Origin of the sequence: Streptomyces sp. NPDC012935, assembly GCF_042900345.1 — a bacterium.
In the GTDB taxonomy this organism is placed as follows: Bacteria; Actinomycetota; Actinomycetes; order Streptomycetales; family Streptomycetaceae; genus Streptomyces.
The window spans coordinates 371,454-388,827 of record NZ_JBIBBC010000008.1; the positions used below are offsets into that span (position 1 = coordinate 371,454).

Sequence of the window (17,374 nt, forward strand, 5' to 3'; positions counted from 1 at the left end):
GGGAGGCGAAGTTGCGCCGGCAGTTGCCGTCGGTGACGCCGAGCGTGCTGTGAGCCGCCCGAACGCACCGGTGAAGGTCGTCTCCGCCCCGGTGCCCGGTGCCCGGTGCCCGGTGCCCGGTGCCCGGTGCCCGGCGCCGTCGCGGCCATGTCCGGGCCTGCTGGTCCAAGGCCAGGGCGGCGACCGGCGGGAGTGCTGTCGAGCGGGTCTCGGCGCCGCACCCTGGTGCGTACGCCGGAGCACGGGCGCACACCGTCCGCCGTCGCGTGCAAGGGCGCGGCCGACGCCGGCCCGCACCGATCTGGCGGGCAGTGCTGCCGGATCACTTGAAGGACGGGTTTGTCCGCCGTAGGCCCGGACGGGGGACGGCCGGCCTCCAGCATGGAAGCAGCGTGCCGTCGGCGGCACGGCCTCGCCGTGGGGGAACGCGCCGGCGGTCAGTGAACGGTGAAGGGATGACGATGAGCACTGCCCATACGGGAGCCACAGGTGGTGAAGAGTCCGCCTCCCCGATCAGCACGGTCGCGGGGACCGGGGTCGGGGGGTTCAAAGGGGACAACGAGCCTGCCGTTTCGGCTCAGTTGAGTGGTCCGTACGGGGTCGCGGTGGACGGCGCCGGCACCCTCTACTTCTCCGACTACAACAACCACCGGGTCCGGAAGATCACGACGGACGGGAAGATCTGCACGGTCGCGGGGACCGGGTCCGCGGGCTACCGGGGTGACGACGGCCCTGCCGTCTCGGCCCAGCTGAACTGCCCGCGTGAGGTGGCGGTGGACAGCACAGGCACCCTCTACGTCGTCGATGCCGGCAATCACCGGGTCCGGAAGGTCGCGGTGGACGGGACGATCAGTACGGTCGCCGGCATGGGTACCGCGGGCTTCGGCGGTGACGGCGGCCCCGCCACCGCCGCCCGCTTGAACCTCCCGATGGGGGTGGCCGTGGACAGCGCAGGCAGCCTCTACATCGCCGAGTACCACAACAACCGGGTCCGGAAGGTCGCGGCGGACGGGACGATCAGTACGGTCGCCGGCATGGGCACCGCGGGCTTCAAGGGAGACGGCGGCCCAGCGGTTTCAGCCCAGCTGAACCGCCCGCACGGAGTGGCGGTGGACGGCGCGGGCGACCTCTACATCGCCGACCACTCCAACCACCGGGTCCGGAAGGTCGCGTCGGACGGGACGATCAGTACGGTCGCCGGCACGGGCGCCGCGGGCTTCGGCGGTGACGGCGGCCCCGCCACCGCCGCCCGGTTGAACATCCCGGTGGGGATGGTCGTGGACAGTGCGGGCGATCTCTACATCGCCGACCACTCCAACCACCGGGTCCGGAAGGTCGCGTCGGACGGGACGATCAGTACGGTCGCCGGCACGGGCGCCGCGGGCTTCGGCGGTGACGGCGGCCCGGCCGCTTCGGCCCAGCTGCGCAACCCGTTCGGGCTCGCCGTGGACTGCGTCGACACCCTCTACATCGCCGACCATGCCAACCACAGGGTTCGGAAGATCGCGTCGGCGAGGATGGCCGGGCTGCTCGATTCGGGCACGGTGGTCTCCTGGGCCAACGTCCGCAGCAAGCTGCGGATGGGGGTCCTGCGTGAGTCCCCCAACGACGGGGCCGAGGTCCACCAACTCCTCGCCGTTCCCAGGGATCACCAGCGGTGGCGGCTGATCGCGGCGGGTCTGGACAACGGCGACGTCCTGTACAGGATCGAGAACGTGCGCAGCGGCAAGGTCCTGGAGATCCTCGGAGCGCACGAGGCGGCCGGAGCGGTGGTCGCGCAGCGCGCCTACGAGGGCGGGGACGCGCACCACCAGCAGTGGAGGCTGATCCCGGTGGGCCCGGTGAACGGCACCCCGAGGGTCTACGAGATCGCGAACCGGAACAGCGGTCTGCTCCTGCGAGTCGACACCAGCGCCCGTACGGTGATCAAGCAGCACGGAGCTGAGGGCGACCACCGGAACCGACAGTGGCAGCTGCTCCCCGTGTGACGCACGAAGAGGGGCAGGAGCGAACTCGCCCCTGCCCCTGAGGAATCCGGGTGCTACTGGGAACTGGACGGGTCCTCGGCGGTCGGTTTGGAGGCCTTGGGGGCCTCCGGCGCTTTGGGGGCCTTGGCGTAGTCGCTCTTCTTCGGCGTGCTCTCCAGGTCCTCGTTCTTCTGCAGGCCGCTGTGCTCCGTCACCGTCGCACTCGACTCCTGCATGCCGGCGGCCGCCGCCGTGGACACCGAGCTGGGATTCCCGGCGTACTGGGCCTGCGCACCGGCGGACGTCTGGGTGGTCTGGACGAAGGAGCCGAGGAAGCCCAGGATGGCCCGCGCTTCAGGCGACTGCTCCTGCACGACTTTCGCCCGGGAGGAAGCCCCGTGGATCGCGTTGTTGAACAGGCTCGTGCTCGTGTCGTCGTACGTGTCGTCCTCGGCGTCCTCGAAGTCGACGTCCGCACCCGGCTGCGGCTTGGCACGGTCGGTGGTCACGGAGAAGAGCCCTGCGCCCTTGCTCGCGGATTGGAAGATGTTGTCGAACACCATGGTCTTCACCCCTGTTGTCGTGGCAGCGCCGGCGGCCCGGTCAGGGCTGCTTGTGCAGCGCTCGTTGGCTGTCGGTCAGGCTCTCGCCGTCGAACATCGTGTGGTGGACCTCCAGGGCGGAGACGACCTCGGCGAGTCCCTTCATACGGAAGCCGCCGCCCGCCAGGTCGAGGTCGCCGATGTCGCGGGCGACCAACTGGTCGAGGCCGGGGTAGTTCCCGGGCTGCGGGGGAGACAGGACCGCCACCGGCACGTCGTACTTCACCGCGAGCAATCCGGAGAAGGTCACCGGGATCTCGTACGTGTACTGCTTGCGGGTACGCCGCTGCGTGACGATGGTCTCCACGCGGGAACCCGCCGGCACCTGGCCGGAGATCTGCGATTTCGAGGCCCAGCTGGTGGTCAGGGAGCCGCCGACGGAGCCCGTGATGCCCAGCAGCAACTGGGCGTGGAGCGTCGCGGTGCCGGTGGCGCTGCCCTGGGTCGTGAACGCCACCGAGTTCGTCATCGAGTTCGTCGCGGAATTCGCCGCCGAATTGGTCGTGGCCGTTTCGGTGGCAGTGGCGTTGTCCACCCCCATGTTGTCCTTGCTGTTCTTGTTGGTCACGGTGGTCGCGTTCTTGTTCGCCATGTCGTTGCGGAGCTGCGTCTGGAGCTGCGTCTGGAGGTCCAGCTTGAGCTGGTTCTGCAGTTGCAGCTGGAGTTGCGCGCTGACGCTGCCGCCGAAGGTGAGCTTGGCTTCTCCCTGGAGCGACCACGTGACCCCGTTGGACACGGTGAAATCGACCGAGTCGGTGAAGGTCATAGGGGACGTCTGACTTCGGTTGACGTAGGTGCGTGACGAGAACGTGTCGGGCGGAGGCTGGCTGATGTTGCGCCGCTCCTCGATCAGCGGCTCCCCGAGGTTCATGTAGGCGAGCCAGCCCAGTTGGAACGCGGAGCCGGGGAAAGTGCCGAAGCTCGACTTGTTCACGGAGAACCCGACGGGCTTGTGCCGCACACCGTAATCGTCGACGTAGACCAGGCTGGGGTGGTCCAGGACGGACTGCCAGGTCTGCTCGATGTTCAGTTCCCGCAGGTTCTTCTTCGTCAGCGGCTGCCGCTTGGCCCGGTCCAGGTTGTACGCGTTGGAAGGCATTCCCCATCCTCGACTGATCTGGCCGAAACGCGCTCGGTGAAATAGAAACAGGAATCTGCGCGCTTTCCGAATATCGAACCTAACAGGCTCTCAATTGCCCGGGAAGACGTCTTCGCGTATCACGCTCAAACGGGTGAAAGGGATTCGTCGACTATCCCAACTCGTGGGAGGAGGAGGTAAGTTGAAACGCTGTCGGTAGCTTTGTCGAAGGCTATTCGATTCGGTCGCCCATTCATTTTCAGGGCATCTAGATCCAGAACAGGTGAGGTTCCGCGATGTACACCCAAGAACGCACGGCGATGGCGAATTTGGTGGTCGGCGGCCCGGTGGCGGTGAACAGCTACGACAACGCCATCGTGGCAGCGCTGGTCGAGAACCGGCCGGTCATGCTCGTCCACGCCTTCAACGGCGGCTACCTGCGGCCCGCCGAGCTGAAGGAGGCCAGCCACGACAAGGGGGTCAAGCTGGCCACCGCGCTCGACCCGGCCACCAAGGAGGCGCAGGGCCACCTCTGGTACATCACCCCGGCCGGCTTCTTCGGGCAGCGACCGCTGTACTTCATCGAGAGTGCCGCGGGACAGGTGACGCCCAAACCCGCCGGTGCGGGCGACGCCGACGCAGGGCGCGGCGACGACGGCGCGCCCAAGCCCCAGCGCCGGCGCATCGCCGTCCACCAGGACGCCCCCAAAAGCACGGCCGACACCGTCCAGGTCGGCCTCCCCGACAAGGTCGGCGACAAGTGGCGCGGGAAGAACGGCGCGCCCGAGGACACCCAGCTGTGGGTCGTCACGGTGACGCCGTGGGGCGGGATCACCTTCGTGCCGATCACCCATCCCGACGCCATCCTCGGGTTCAAGGACCACGCGGTGACAGCCGACAGCGAGGTGCGTCTCACCTACAACTGGGGCGGGGACTTCACCGGGACGGTCATCAACACGTTCTACCCGCGGCTGCCCAGCGAGTGGGACGTCCCGTACCACCACGTCTTCACGTGATCCGCCGTCACTGCCGCGCCACACCCGTCCCGAGCCGACGCCCGCACCGCCTGGAAGAGGCAGCACGATGCCCGTGCCCATGGAAGAACTGAAGCTGGAGATCGTCAACGCCGCCACGGGGAGGTCCCTCGGTGCCAGGGCCGCGCCAGGCGCGGACGGGGCGCTCGTCGTCCGCGACTTCGCCGAGGACGGCCCGAGCCCGGAGCAGTGGCAGCTGACCCCTTTACCGGCCGCGCAGCACGACCAGGCCTATGTGATCCGCAACGCGGTCAGCGGCAAGGTGCTCGACAACCCCGCCGCCGCGGACCGCGGCGTCCGCCAGTGGGACGCGGCCGCAGGCAAGAAGGGCCAGCAGTGGCACGTCGTCCCCGTTGAGGGCGAAGCGGGCCTCTACTTCATCGAAGGCGCGACCGATGGCGCCGTGCTGGACGTCGCCGACACCGCCGGGGAGGACGCCCGGGTCGTCCTGCGCGCATACGACGACAGCGCGGAGAGCCAGCGGTGGCGGTTCGTCCCTGCCGAGCCCGAGCGCACCAGCGACCCCGTGCTGCGCTGGGCACCACTGAGCCACTGGAACGGCCGCCGGTCATGGCGGCTGGCCCGCTCGACCGCACTGCGGCCGGCACCCGACGCGACGCCCTCCTTCAGCGACATGCTGCTCGTTCTCCAGCGCTTCGGGTGCGACCAGGACGCCGGCGGATGGAAAAGTGCCGGAGCAGGCCGCTCCCACACGGGGCAACCGGGCTGGTGGGCCGGGCCCGGTGAGCGGTTCCTCGCCGACACCGAGGGAGCGGGACGAGCGGACATCGTAGGGCTCGACACCGCGAAGGGGGCTGTGACGTCGTCCAGCAGAGGCGACGGCACGTTCGACGACGAGCGCCTTCTGCACCCACCCGCGCCCTCCTCGAGCCCTGCGGACCTGTGGACCCTCGTGGACACGACGGGCGACGGCAGGCCCGACGCCGTCGTGCTGACCGCCGACGGGGTCCGGGTGTCCCTTCGGGCCGAGGACGGGACGTTCGCGCCCGGGGGCGGCAAGCTGGTCCTCAAGGCGTTCGGACACAGCCGGCAGGCCGGCGGGTGGCTCGCCGACAAGCATCCCCGCTTCCTGGCCGACACCACCGGCGACGGCAGGGTCGACATCGTCGGCTGCCATGACGACGGCGTCTGGGTGTCGCTCCAGGACGAGGACGGGACGTTCGCACCGCTCGCCGACGAACCGGTTCTCCGGGCGTTCGGCCACGACGAGAAGGCGGGCGCCTGGCTTGCCGACAAGCATCCCCGCTTCCTGGCCGACACCAGCGGTGACGGCAGGGTCGACATCGTCGGCTGCCATGACGACGGCGTCTGGGTGTCGCTCCAGGACGAGGACGGGACATTCGCCGACCCTCTGTACGTCCTCGACGACTTCGGGGCCGACCAGGGATGGAAATCGGCCGAGGAGCACCCCCGGTTCCTGATCAGGGCCAAAGCAGACGCAGCACCGGACATCGTCGGGTTCGGCCCGCAGGGCGTCGTCGTCTCGCGCGGGCGCGGCGACGGCACGTTCGAGACCTCGAAACTCGTCCTGAACGACTTCGGGATCGCCCAGGGGTGGACCAGCAGGAAACACCTACGCTTCCTCGCCGACGTCACCGGTGACGGCAACCCGGACATCGTCGGCTTCGGCGACGAGGGCGTCTGGGTGTCGCACAACCGCGGCGACGGCCGGTTCGAGCAGGCCCAGTTGGTGTGCCGCGGGTTCGGTCACAACGAGGACGCCGGCGCCTGGCGGGTCGACCGCCACCCCCGTTTCCTCGCCGACATCACCGGTGACGGACGCGTCGACATCGTCGGCTTCGGCGGCCCGGGCGTGTACGTAGCCCGGAACCTCTTCCGCCGCTTCAGAACCCGATAGACCCGCCCGGCAATGTCACACCCGCCCGGTAGCGTCGGATCATGTCCAACCAGGCGGGGAACTCCACGGGCGAGCGGAAACTGGCCGTACTCGAAGGCGTGCTGGAGAGAATCACGTACGCCAACGAGGAGAACGGCTACACGGTCGCCCGCGTCGACACCGGCAGGGGCGGCGGCGACCTCCTCACGGTCGTCGGCGCCCTGCTCGGCGCCCAGGTGGGCGAGTCCCTGCGGATGGAGGGCCGTTGGGGCTCCCACCCTCAGTACGGCAAGCAGTTCACCGTCGAGAACTACACGACCGTCCTCCCGGCCACCGTCCAGGGCATCCGCCGCTATCTCGGCTCCGGCCTCGTCAAAGGCATCGGCCCGGTCTTCGCCGACCGCATCACCCAGCACTTCGGTCTGGACACGCTGACGATCATCGAGGAGGAGCCCAAGCGGCTCATCGAGGTCCCCGGCCTCGGACCGAAGCGCACGAAGAAGATCGCAGACGCCTGGGAGGAACAGAAGGCGATCAAGGAGGTCATGCTCTTCCTCCAGACCGTCGAGGTGTCCACCTCCATCGCCGTGCGGATCTACAAGAAGTACGGCGACGCCTCGATCTCGGTCGTGAAGAACCAGCCGTACCGGCTGGCGGCCGACGTCTGGGGCGTCGGCTTCCTCACCGCCGACAAGATCGCCCAGTCCGTCGGCATCCCGCACGACAGCCCGGAGCGGGTCAAGGCGGGCCTGCAGTACGCGCTGTCGCAGGCCACCGACCAGGGCAACTGCTACCTCCCCGAGGAGCGCCTGATCGCGGACGCGGTGAAGCTGCTCCAGGTCGACACGGGGCTCGTCATCGAGTGCCTGGCCGAACTCGCCCAGGTCCCCGAGGACGGCGGCGACCCCGGTGTCGTACGGGAGAAGGTGCCCGGTCCCGACGGCCACGCGGAGCCGGTGACGGCCGTCTACCTCGTCCCCTTCCACCGGGCCGAACTCGCCCTGTCCGCCCAGCTGTTGCGCCTGCTGCGCACCGACGAGGACCGGATGCCGGGCTTCCACGACGTGGCCTGGGACAAGGCGCTGGGCTGGCTGGAGGGCCGGACGGGCGCGGACCTCGCCCCCGAGCAGGAGGCCGCCGTCAAGCTGGCGCTGACGAAGAAGGTCGCCGTTCTCACCGGCGGCCCCGGCTGCGGCAAGTCCTTCACGGTCCGCTCGATCGTGGAGCTGGCCCGCGCGAAGAAGGCCAGGGTCGTGCTGGCAGCCCCCACCGGCCGCGCCGCCAAGCGTCTTGCCGAGCTGACCGGAGCCGAGGCCTCCACCGTCCACCGCCTCCTGGAGCTCAAGCCCGGCGGCGACGCGGCGTACGACAAGGACCGCCCGCTCCAGGCCGACCTGGTGGTGGTCGACGAGGCGTCCATGCTGGACCTGCTGCTCGCCAACAAGCTGGTGAAGGCCGTACCGCCGGGCGCCCATCTGCTCTTCGTGGGCGACGTCGACCAGCTGCCCAGCGTCGGGGCGGGAGAGGTCCTCAGGGATCTGCTCGCCGACGGCAGCCCCATCCCGGCCGTCCGCCTCACGCGCGTGTTCCGCCAGGCCCAGCAGTCGGGTGTGGTGACGAACGCCCACCGGATCAATGCCGGGCAGCACCCCGTCACCGACGGCATGAAGGACTTCTTCCTCTTCGTCGAGGACGACACGGAGGAGGCCGGACGGCTCACGGTGGACGTGGCGGCCCGTCGGGTTCCGGCCAAGTTCGGCCTCGATCCACGCCGGGACGTCCAGGTCCTGGCTCCCATGCACCGGGGGCCGGCGGGCGCGGGCACGCTGAACGGCCTGCTCCAGCAGGCCATCACCCCCGGGCGCCCTGATGTCGCGGAGAAGCGGTTCGGCGGCCGGGTCTTCCGTGTCGGCGACAAGGTCACCCAGATTCGCAACAATTACGAGAAAGGGAAGAACGGCGTCTTCAACGGCACCGTGGGCGTGGTCACCTCGCTCGACCCGGTCGACCAGCGCCTCACGGTGCTGACGGACGAGGACGAGGAGGTTCCCTACGAATTCGACGAACTGGACGAGCTGGCGCATGCGTACGCGGTGACCATCCACCGTTCACAGGGAAGTGAATATCCCGCCGTGGTGATCCCCGTCACCACGGGAGCATGGATGATGCTCCAGCGGAATCTGCTCTACACGGCGGTCACGCGAGCCAGGCAACTGGTCGTTCTCGTCGGTTCACGCAAGGCGATCGGCCAGGCGGTGCGCACGGTGTCGGCGGGGCGGCGCTGCACGGCGCTCGACTTCCGGCTGGCGGGCTCCTGAACCTGTTTTCGGGCCTCCGTCGGGCACCCCTCTGACCTGGCGGTTCGTGAGGCGTCCCAAAAAATGATCGATCAAACGAGTCGTGAAGGTCACAGACCACTTCCAGATGGGGAAAACAGGGGGCAGGATGACAGGTTGGCGGCACTCAGTGCCGCCAATAGGCCCAATGGTCGACCCCGAGTGCACTCTCCTGAGCCGAATGGGGGAGGGTAGAGACAGTCAGGGCAACCTCGAAGATGAGGCACAACGTCGGTGAGGGAAGACGTGAGCGACAACTCTGTAGTACTGCGGTACGGCGACGGCGAGTACACCTACCCGGTGATTGACAGCACCGTCGGCGACAAGGGCTTCGACATCGGCAAACTCCGCGCCCAGACCGGTCTGGTGACGCTGGACAGCGGATATGGCAACACCGCCGCCTATAAATCCGCCATCACCTACCTCGACGGCGAGCAGGGGATCCTCCGGTACCGCGGCTACCCGATCGAGCAGCTGGCCGAGCGCTCCACCTTCCTGGAGGTGGCCTACCTGCTGATCAACGGTGAGCTGCCCACCGTCGACGAGCTCTCGACGTTCAAGAACGAGATCACGCAGCACACGCTGCTGCACGAGGACGTCAAGAACTTCTACAAGGGCTTCCCGCGCGACGCCCACCCGATGGCCATGCTGTCGTCGGTGGTCTCGGCGCTGTCCACGTTCTACCAGGACAGCCACAACCCGTTCGACGAGCGGCAGCGCAACCTCTCGACGATCCGTCTGCTCGCCAAGCTTCCGACGATCGCGGCGTACGCGTACAAGAAGTCGATCGGTCACCCGTTCGTCTACCCGCGCAACGACCTCGGTTACGTCGAGAACTTCCTGCGCATGACCTTCTCGGTCCCGGCCCAGGAGTTCGAGCTGGACCCGGTCGTGGTCTCCGCCCTCGACAAGCTCCTCATCCTGCACGCCGACCACGAGCAGAACTGCTCCACGTCGACGGTCCGCCTGGTGGGCTCGTCGCAGGCGAACATGTTCGCGTCGATCTCGGCCGGCATCTCCGCCCTCTGGGGCCCGCTGCACGGCGGTGCCAACCAGTCCGTCCTGGAGATGCTCGAGGGCATCCAGGCCGGCGGCGGCGATGTCGACTCCTTCATCCGCAAGGTGAAGAACAAGGAGGACGGCGTCCGCCTGATGGGCTTCGGCCACCGGGTGTACAAGTCCTTCGACCCGCGCGCGAAGATCATCAAGGCGGCGGCGCACGACGTCCTCTCCGCCCTCGGCAAGTCCGACGAGCTGCTGGACATCGCCCTGAAGCTGGAGGAGCACGCGCTCTCCGACGAGTACTTCGTCTCGCGCAACCTCTACCCGAACGTCGACTTCTACACCGGCCTGATCTACCGGGCCATGGGCTTCCCGACCGAGATGTTCACGGTCCTGTTCGCCCTCGGACGCCTCCCGGGCTGGATCGCCCAGTGGCACGAGATGATCAAGGAGCCGGGCTCCCGCATCGGCCGCCCGCGCCAGATCTACACGGGCGTGGTCGAGCGCGACTTCGTTCCGGTCGAGGAGCGCTGACAGCTGCCGGTGGGGTGCCGCGATCGCCGGCGCCGTCACTCGGATCTCGTATGCAGAGCCCTGCGCACGACTTCGGTCGGGCGTGGGGCTCTTGTGCGTGCGGGGTGGTTCCCGGGCTCCCGCGTCGAGTGCGGGGTGCTCGTGGCAGGTGGCGCGTACGGGGAGCCGGTGCTCGCGGGGAGTGCCGGTGTCCGACGGCGGGGCGCAGCTTTTCCGGTGTCTCGCCGGTGGATGGCCGGGCCGGTGACGGTCGGCTTGGCGGGAGGTCTGCCGCCGGTGGGCATGGGCGCGGGCGTCGGGGGAGCGCGACTGGGTCCGGGCGGGTGCGGATAGCAGAAGGCGCCCTGGCGGCGGTCCCCCCACGGGCCGACGTCCAGGGCGCCTTCCCATGTCCCGGTGCGGATTCCCCCCACGGGATCCGGCCGGGCGTCTGAGAGAACAGCGCCTGAATCGCTGTGTTACTGCTGTGCAGTTGAGCAAAACGAGCAGAACTCGCCGTACTACTGCTGTGTGCGGTCTGCCGGGACAGCGCACGGGCGGGAGGGCCGCTCAAAGCTTCCCGACGTACGTGCCCCGGCAACGCAACTCTGAGGAAGTCCCCCAAGACATCCTCAGATGCCAACCAGCGCCCCCCAAGACGCTGCCTGACATCGTCAACTTAGACCTTCGAACCCCTTCGATGGTTACGTTCACATCACTGTGATCTGCGTCTCTTGCATATGTCCGTTAGATACGCAAGAGCCCCGATATGGCGATCGGGACCCAAGCGTAAGGACGATGCGCGAGTCTTGTGAAGAGCTTATGTGAGCCTGGCGCCGGACTCCAGAGGGGTTCTTACTCGGACTTCGCCGAAAAGTCCGTAGCCTTCACCGAAAAGTCCGAAGTCGCAGGCTGTTCGACACCACGAAAACCGACGAAAAGGCCATCGCTGCCCCCGCGATCATCGGATTCAGCAACCCCGCCGCGGCCAGCGGCAACGCGGCGACGTTGTACCCGAAGGCCCACACGAGGTTGCCCTTGATCGTGGCGAGCGTCCGCCGGGACAGCCGGATGGCGTCCGCGGCCACGCGCAGATCGCCGCGCACCAGCGTCAGATCGCTCGCCTCGATCGCCGCGTCCGTCCCCGTCCCCACGGCAAGACCCAGATCGGCGGTGGCAAGCGCGGCCGCGTCGTTGACGCCGTCGCCCACCATGGCCACGCAGCGCCCCTCGCGCCGCAGCCGCCGTACGGCCTCGACCTTGTCCTCGGGCAGGACCTCCGCGATCACAGAATCGGTATCGATACCGACCGCGGTCGCCACCGCCTCGGCGACCGCCCGGTTGTCCCCGGTCAGCAGTATCGGAGTGAGCCCCAGCGCGCGCAGCTCGCGCACCGCCTCGGCGCTGGTCTCCTTCACCGCGTCGGCGACGGCGACGACACCGCGGGCGGCCCCGTCCCACCCGACCACCACGGCCGTACGACCGCCCCTCTCGGCCTCTTCCTTGGCACGGGCAAGTCCGGCGGGCAGCACGTCGTAGAGGCGCCCCACGGCCACGTCACGGCCTTCCACGCGTCCGCGTACGCCTCGCCCCGGCATGTTCTCGAACCCCTCGACCTGCGGCAGCCGCCCGAGCCGCTGCTCCGCGCCCACGGCGACCGCCCGGGCGACGGGATGCTCGGAGGCGTGCTCCACAGCCCCCGCGAGCCGCAGCACCTCGTCCTCGTCGGCGCCCTCGGCGGCGTACACCTTCTGGAGGGTCATGCGGCCGGTGGTGACCGTGCCGGTCTTGTCCAGGACGACGGTGTCGACCCGGCGCGTGGACTCCAGCACCTCGGGGCCCTTGATCAGGATGCCGAGCTGCGCGCCCCGTCCCGTGCCGACCATGAGGGCCGTGGGCGTGGCCAGGCCCAGTGCGCACGGGCAGGCGATGATCAGTACGGCGACGGCCGCGGTGAAGGCGGCGACCGTGTCGTCGGTGAGGCCGAGCCACGCGCCGAAGGTGGCGACCGCGAGGAGGATGACCGCCGGCACGAACACCGCGGAGATCCGGTCGGCGAGCCGCTGCACCTCGGCCTTGCCGTTCTGTGCGTCCTCCACCAGCTTCGCCATCCGTGCGAGCTGCGTGTCGGCGCCGATCCGGGTCGCCTCGACGACCAGCCGCCCGCCCGCGTTGACCGTCGCACCGGTGACCGCGTCCCCGACCGTCACGTCGACCGGTACGGACTCGCCGGTCAGCATGGACGCGTCCACCGCGGAGGCACCCTCGACGACGGTGCCGTCGGTGGCGATCTTCTCGCCCGGCCGTACGACGAACCGGTCGCCGACCGCCAGCCGGCCGACCGGGACGCGGACCTCGCGTCCGTCGCGCAATACGGTCACGTCCTTCGCGCCGAGCTCCATCAGGACCCGCAGTGCCGCTCCCGCGCGGCGCTTGGAGCGGGCCTCCAGAAAGCGGCCGAGGAGGATGAAGGTGACCACCCCGGAGGCCACTTCGAGGTAGATCTGCGAGCCGCCGTCCACACGGGAGACGGTGAACTCGAAGGTGTCGTGCATGCCGGGCATGCCCGCGTCGCCCAGGAACAGCGCCCACAGCGACCAGCCGTACGCCGCCAGCGTGCCCATCGAGATCAGCGTGTCCATGGTCGCCGCGCCGTGCCGGGCGTTCGTGAACGCGGCCCGGTGGAAGGGCAGTCCGCCCCAGACGACGACCGGCGAGGCGAGGGTGAGCGCGAGCCACTGCCAGTTGTCGAACTGCAGGGCCGGGATCATCGACAGCAGGATGACGGGTACGGCGAGCAGGGCCGAGACGGTCAGACGCCGGCGGTAGCCGGTCAGTTCGGGGTCTTCGGCGGACTCCTCGGGCGCGGGTTGCGGGGGAGCCGGCTCCTCGGCCGTGTACCCCGTCCTCTCCACGGTGGCGATCAGGTCGGCGACCTGGATGCCCGAGGGGAAGCTGACCTTCGCCTTCTCCGTGGCGTAGTTCACCGTGGCGGTCACGCCGTCCATGCGGTTGAGCTTCTTCTCGACGCGGGCCGCGCAGGAGGCGCAGGTCATCCCGCCGATGAGCAGCTCGACCTCCGAGGGGGCGGCCGTCGCGGGCGCGGCCGGCGCCCCGGTTATCGGAGGTTGGTCGGTGGCGCGGGTCATGGCCAGTCTCAGCCCTTGCCGACCAGTTCGAAGCCCGCCTCGTCGACGGCCGCGCGTACGGCCTCCTCGTCCAGCGCGGCCGCGGAGACGACCGTGACCTCGCCGGTGGACGCGACGGCCTTCACCGAGCTGACACCGGGGAGTTCGGAGAGCTCGCCGGAGACGGCGCCCTCGCAGTGTCCGCAGCTCATGCCGCTCACCTTGTAGACGGCGGTGACGGAACCCGGGGTGTCGGTGTGGGCGGTCATGTGGTTCTCCTCGTCGAGGCATGTGGGGCTGACGGGACCCAGGGGTCCCTCCATTCCCAAGGTATACCCCTGCGGGGTATTTCCCCAAGGGGGGTCGGCGCCTGACGGTACGGCGTGCGGCGTCCGAGGGTGCGGTACGAACCGCCCGGGGTGCGGCCGAACATGAGTGCCTCCGGCGTCTTCACGGGAGTGCCTTCGGTGTCTTCACGGGAGTGCTCCGGCGTCTTCACAGGAGTTTTCCGGCGTCTTCGTCCGGGATGCGGGGCGGCGCCGGGCGACGGAGAGTGGGTCGAGGCGGGGGGTCTTCGTACTCCGGAGCTGATCTATGCGCACCTTGCAGCAGTGCTGCGTCACGTCGCCGTTCGGGCCGGGCCGGGGTGGCCGGGGAGGGCGGGGAGTTCGCCCACCAGCGGGTCGAGGTAGCGGATCAGGGCGTTCTTCAGCTCCTGGACGTAGGCGTCGCGTTCGGCGCCCTCGTGGCCGAGAACCAGCTCCAGACCCGCCTTGTACATGCCCAGGCACATATGGGCGGTCCGGGTGAGGTCGGCCGGGACGGCGTCGGGCAGGAACGAGGAGAGCAGGCCCTCGATCCGGGACAGCAGCGTCGCGTGCAGGGCGTCGTGCTCCTCGGTGATGCGGCCGGGGATGTCGGGGCCGTGCATCAGCGCGAAGAACACCGGGTGCTCGCAGTTGAAGGCGATGAACCGGTCGACGGCCGAGCCGACCGCCTCGTCCAGGGGTGTGGCCGGGTCGACCGGGGCGAGTGCCTCGCCGTACGTCTCGCGCATCTCGTGCATGAGGCGGTCGCCCAGCTCTATCGCGATCGCTTCCTTGTTCGGGAAGAACTGGTACAGCGTGCCCGGTGACACGCCCGCCTCGCGGGCGATGGCGTTGGTGCTGGCGGCCGTATAGCCCGTGGTGGTGAAGACGGCAGCCGCGGCTTCGAGCAGCTGGGCGATACGGCGCTCGCCGCGGGCCTGACGGCGGCGCGGCTGCTCCTTCTCCTGCTGGACCTGGTCGTCCTTCTCCCGGTTGGCGGACACGCGTTATCCCCAGTTCTCCGAACGCGATTGACAAACGCGAGCGGTCGCTCGCATTCTTGAGAAACGCGAGCGATCTCTCGTGTTTGTCAGTCTATGGCAGTGACGGCTTCATGCTGCCGGGCTGCGCACAGCATGGATCAGGGTGAAGGGGACACCGCACAATGACCGAAGTCAACAGGCCGCCCCGCGTCGGAGGCTGGACCCGTTTCGTGACAGCCCGCCCACGGTTGTCGCTGCTCGCGGCCCTGGTGATCACCGCGCTCGCCGTGTTCGCCGGCAGCGGCGTCGCCGACCGGCTGGGCAGCGGCGGCTGGGAGGACCCGCACGCCGAGTCGACCTATGCGACCAAGGCGCTGGAGCGCGAGTTCCCCGCCTCCCAGCCCAACCTCCTGCTCCTCGTGGACGCGGGCGACGCCTCGGTGGACGACCCCGCCGTCGCTGCGGAGGCCCGGCGGATAGCCGCGCGCCTGGCCGACGAGAAGGGGATCACGGGGGTCGGTTCCTACTGGCAGGCGGACCCCTCGGCGGCTGCCGCCCTGCGCGCCCAGGACGGCCATGAGGCGCTGATCGCCGCCCGCATCACCGGCGAGGAGAAGGAGGCCGGGGAGACCCTGGACCGCATCGCGCCCGAGTTCCGCGGTGCGCACGGACCGGTGGAGGTCAGCGTCGGCGGCCCGGTCGCGGTCCGTCACGAGATGCAGACGATCATCCAGGAGGACCTGATCCGGGCCGAGGTGATCGCCCTGCCGGTCACCCTGGTGCTGCTGGTGATGGTCTTCGGCAGCGCGGTCGCGGCGATGCTGCCGCTCGGCATCGGCATCGTCGCCATCCTCGGCACGAACGCGGTGCTGCGGGGCCTCACCGAGGTCACCGACGTCTCGGTCTTCGCGATGAACCTCACCACGGCCCTGGGCCTGGGCCTGGCCGTCGACTACGCCCTCTTCATCGTCCGGCGCTTCCGCGAGGAACTGGCGACCGGCGCCGAACCGCTGACCGCGGTCGGCACAACCCTGCGCACGGCCGGCCGCACCGTCCTCTTCTCGGCCCTCACGGTCGCGGTGTCCCTCGCGGCGATGCTGCTCTTCCCGCAGTACTTCCTGCGGTCCTTCGCCTACGCCGGTATCGCGGTGGTGCTGCTGGCCGCGGCGGCCGCGCTGATCCTCCTCCCGGCGGCACTGGTGCTGCTCGGCCACCGGGTCAACTCGCTGGATCTGCGCCGCCTGTTCCGGCGCGGTCGGCGCGCGAGCGGGCCGCAGGGCCCGAAGACGTCCGCTCAGGTGCCCGGCACGTCCGGCGCCTCAGGCACGACCGGCTCGTCCCGCACCCCAGAGGGCAAGGCCTGGGCCCGCACGGCGAACCTCGTCATGCGCCGCGCCCCCTTCTTCGCCCTGGGCACCACCGCCGTCCTGGTCCTGCTCGGACTGCCCTTCCTGGGCGTGAAGTTCGGCACCGCCGACGACCGTCAGCTGCCGTCGAGCGCCGAGTCCCATGTCGTGCAGCAGCACATCCGCGACGGCTTCCCGGGCAGCCCCGGCGGCGGACTGGAAGTGCTGGCCGAGGGACGCGCGACCGAGGCGCAGTACGCCGACTACAAGGAGCGGATCGCCGACCTCCCGGAGGTGCTCCGGGTCGACGGGCCGCTGGTGCAGGGCGACTCGGCTTACTTCACCGTGCTCCCGAAGGGCGAGGCGGTGGACGACCCGGCCCAGGGCCTGGTGGACGAACTGCGTGCCACACAGGCGCCGTTCGACACCAAGGTGACCGGCGCGGCCGCGGTCCTGGTCGACTCCAAGGACGCGATAGCCGAGCGCCTGCCCCTGGCGGCCGCCTTCATCGCGATCGTCACCCTGCTGCTGGTGTTCCTGCTGACGGGCAGCGTGCTGATCCCGATCCAGGCGGTGGTGCTCAACGCGCTGAGCCTGACGGCGATGTTCGGCGCGGTGGTCTGGATCTTCCAGGACGGCCATCTGTCCGGCCTGCTCGGCTTCACCACCCCCGGCTCGATCGAGACGACCCTTCCGGTGCTGATGTTCTGCGTCGCCTTCGGCCTGTCGATGGACTACGGCGTGTTCCTGCTGTCCCGCATCAAGGAGGAGTACGACACGACGGGCGACCACGACCAGGCGGTCCGCCACGGATTGCAGCGCACCGGCGGACTGATCACCGCCGCGGCCGTGATCCTGGCGGTGGTGATGGTCGCGATAGGCACCTCGCGGGTGACCAACACCAAGATGCTCGGCCTCGGCATCGCCCTGGCGGTGCTGATGGACGCGATGATCGTCCGCAGCCTCCTGGTGCCGGCGGTCATGCGCCTCACGGGCCGGGCGACCTGGTGGGCCCCGGGACCGCTGCGGCGCTTCCACGAGCGGTTCGGCGTCAGCGAGTCGGGCGACGAGCCGGCGCCGGCCCCGGCGACCGAGCCCACCCAGGAGCGGGACAAGGTGAGCGCGCACCGCTGACCTGCGAGCGTGCGTGGGTGCCGTACCCCACACCCGTGGGAGCGTCTAGCGTTCCTGATGATCTCCGTGCAAGTGGCGCGGCGCG

The 17,374-nt window shown here is 69.4% G+C and carries 11 protein-coding genes; 6 read left to right on the forward strand and 5 right to left on the reverse strand.

What is annotated here, in order from left to right; translation table 11 throughout:
- The first annotated feature begins 461 nt into the window (after nucleotides 1–461).
- Nucleotides 462–1,988 carry an RICIN domain-containing protein gene (locus ACFY5C_RS22055; RefSeq protein WP_389446635.1) on the forward strand — a complete coding sequence of 509 codons (1,527 nt, stop codon included), beginning with the start codon at nucleotides 462–464 and terminating at the stop codon, nucleotides 1,986–1,988.
- Between the two features lie 53 nt (nucleotides 1,989–2,041).
- Here the strand turns inward: ACFY5C_RS22055 and ACFY5C_RS22060 are convergent, their stop codons facing one another.
- Together ACFY5C_RS22060 and ACFY5C_RS22065 are read right to left on the reverse strand one after the other, a co-directional pair.
- On the reverse strand, nucleotides 2,042–2,530 hold the full coding sequence (locus ACFY5C_RS22060; RefSeq protein ID WP_389446703.1) for a hypothetical protein: 489 nt from the start codon (nucleotides 2,528–2,530) through the stop codon (nucleotides 2,042–2,044).
- Between the two features lie 40 nt (nucleotides 2,531–2,570).
- Nucleotides 2,571–3,668 carry a hypothetical protein gene (locus tag ACFY5C_RS22065; protein ID WP_389446637.1) on the reverse strand — a complete coding sequence of 366 codons (1,098 nt, stop codon included), beginning with the start codon at nucleotides 3,666–3,668 and terminating at the stop codon, nucleotides 2,571–2,573.
- A gap of 275 nt (nucleotides 3,669–3,943) precedes the next feature.
- Here ACFY5C_RS22065 and ACFY5C_RS22070 point away from each other — a divergent pair, with 275 nt between their 5' ends.
- The 4 genes from ACFY5C_RS22070 (at nucleotide 3,944) to ACFY5C_RS22085 (ending at nucleotide 10,411) form a co-directional block, all read left to right on the forward strand.
- Entirely contained in the window at nucleotides 3,944–4,663 is a 720-nt protein-coding gene (locus ACFY5C_RS22070; protein ID WP_389446639.1) for a hypothetical protein, read from the forward strand.
- Nucleotides 4,664–4,730: 67 nt separating this feature from the next.
- Nucleotides 4,731–6,560 carry an FG-GAP-like repeat-containing protein gene (locus ACFY5C_RS22075; RefSeq protein WP_389446640.1) on the forward strand — a complete coding sequence of 610 codons (1,830 nt, stop codon included), beginning with the start codon at nucleotides 4,731–4,733 and terminating at the stop codon, nucleotides 6,558–6,560.
- Nucleotides 6,561–6,601: 41 nt separating this feature from the next.
- On the forward strand, nucleotides 6,602–8,857 hold the full coding sequence (locus tag ACFY5C_RS22080) for an ATP-dependent RecD-like DNA helicase (RefSeq protein ID WP_389446642.1): 2,256 nt from the start codon (nucleotides 6,602–6,604) through the stop codon (nucleotides 8,855–8,857).
- Between the two features lie 264 nt (nucleotides 8,858–9,121).
- Nucleotides 9,122–10,411 (forward strand): citrate synthase, encoded by a 1,290-nt coding sequence (locus ACFY5C_RS22085; protein ID WP_126899815.1) that lies wholly within the window; start codon nucleotides 9,122–9,124, stop codon nucleotides 10,409–10,411.
- Nucleotides 10,412–11,277: 866 nt separating this feature from the next.
- Here the strand turns inward: ACFY5C_RS22085 and ACFY5C_RS22090 are convergent.
- The 3 genes from ACFY5C_RS22090 to ACFY5C_RS22100 form a co-directional block, all read right to left on the reverse strand.
- Nucleotides 11,278–13,539: a heavy metal translocating P-type ATPase gene (locus tag ACFY5C_RS22090; protein WP_389446644.1), complete on the reverse strand. Its 2,262-nt coding sequence runs from the start codon at nucleotides 13,537–13,539 to the stop codon at nucleotides 11,278–11,280.
- An 8-nt stretch (nucleotides 13,540–13,547) separates the two neighbouring features.
- The gene (locus tag ACFY5C_RS22095; RefSeq protein WP_389446646.1) at nucleotides 13,548–13,787 is read right to left on the reverse strand and encodes a heavy-metal-associated domain-containing protein; all 240 of its coding nucleotides are present in this window, start codon (nucleotides 13,785–13,787) and stop codon (nucleotides 13,548–13,550) included.
- Between the two features lie 350 nt (nucleotides 13,788–14,137).
- A complete protein-coding gene (locus tag ACFY5C_RS22100) occupies nucleotides 14,138–14,830 on the reverse strand; it encodes a TetR/AcrR family transcriptional regulator (protein WP_389446648.1) in 693 nt (230 codons plus the stop codon).
- Nucleotides 14,831–14,991: 161 nt separating this feature from the next.
- On the opposite strand from ACFY5C_RS22100, the gene ACFY5C_RS22105 reads away from it, so the two are divergent.
- Nucleotides 14,992–17,289, forward strand: a complete 2,298-nt coding sequence (locus ACFY5C_RS22105; protein ID WP_389446650.1) for an MMPL family transporter — start codon at nucleotides 14,992–14,994, stop codon at nucleotides 17,287–17,289.
- Nucleotides 17,290–17,374: the final 85 nt, after the last annotated feature.

Excerpts from the sequence above, each read along its gene's own strand:
- ACFY5C_RS22055 (WP_389446635.1), top strand. The coding sequence starts at position 462 with ATGAGCACTGCCCATACGGGAGCCACAGGTGGTGAAGAGTCCGCCTCC.
- ACFY5C_RS22060 (WP_389446703.1), bottom strand. The coding sequence starts at position 2,530 with ATGGTGTTCGACAACATCTTCCAATCCGCGAGCAAGGGCGCAGGGCTC.
- ACFY5C_RS22065 (WP_389446637.1), bottom strand. The coding sequence starts at position 3,668 with ATGCCTTCCAACGCGTACAACCTGGACCGGGCCAAGCGGCAGCCGCTG.
- ACFY5C_RS22070 (WP_389446639.1), top strand. The coding sequence starts at position 3,944 with ATGTACACCCAAGAACGCACGGCGATGGCGAATTTGGTGGTCGGCGGC.
- ACFY5C_RS22075 (WP_389446640.1), top strand. The coding sequence starts at position 4,731 with ATGCCCGTGCCCATGGAAGAACTGAAGCTGGAGATCGTCAACGCCGCC.
- ACFY5C_RS22080 (WP_389446642.1), top strand. The coding sequence starts at position 6,602 with ATGTCCAACCAGGCGGGGAACTCCACGGGCGAGCGGAAACTGGCCGTA.
- ACFY5C_RS22090 (WP_389446644.1), bottom strand. The coding sequence starts at position 13,539 with ATGACCCGCGCCACCGACCAACCTCCGATAACCGGGGCGCCGGCCGCG.
- ACFY5C_RS22095 (WP_389446646.1), bottom strand. The coding sequence starts at position 13,787 with ATGACCGCCCACACCGACACCCCGGGTTCCGTCACCGCCGTCTACAAG.
- ACFY5C_RS22105 (WP_389446650.1), top strand. The coding sequence starts at position 14,992 with ATGACCGAAGTCAACAGGCCGCCCCGCGTCGGAGGCTGGACCCGTTTC.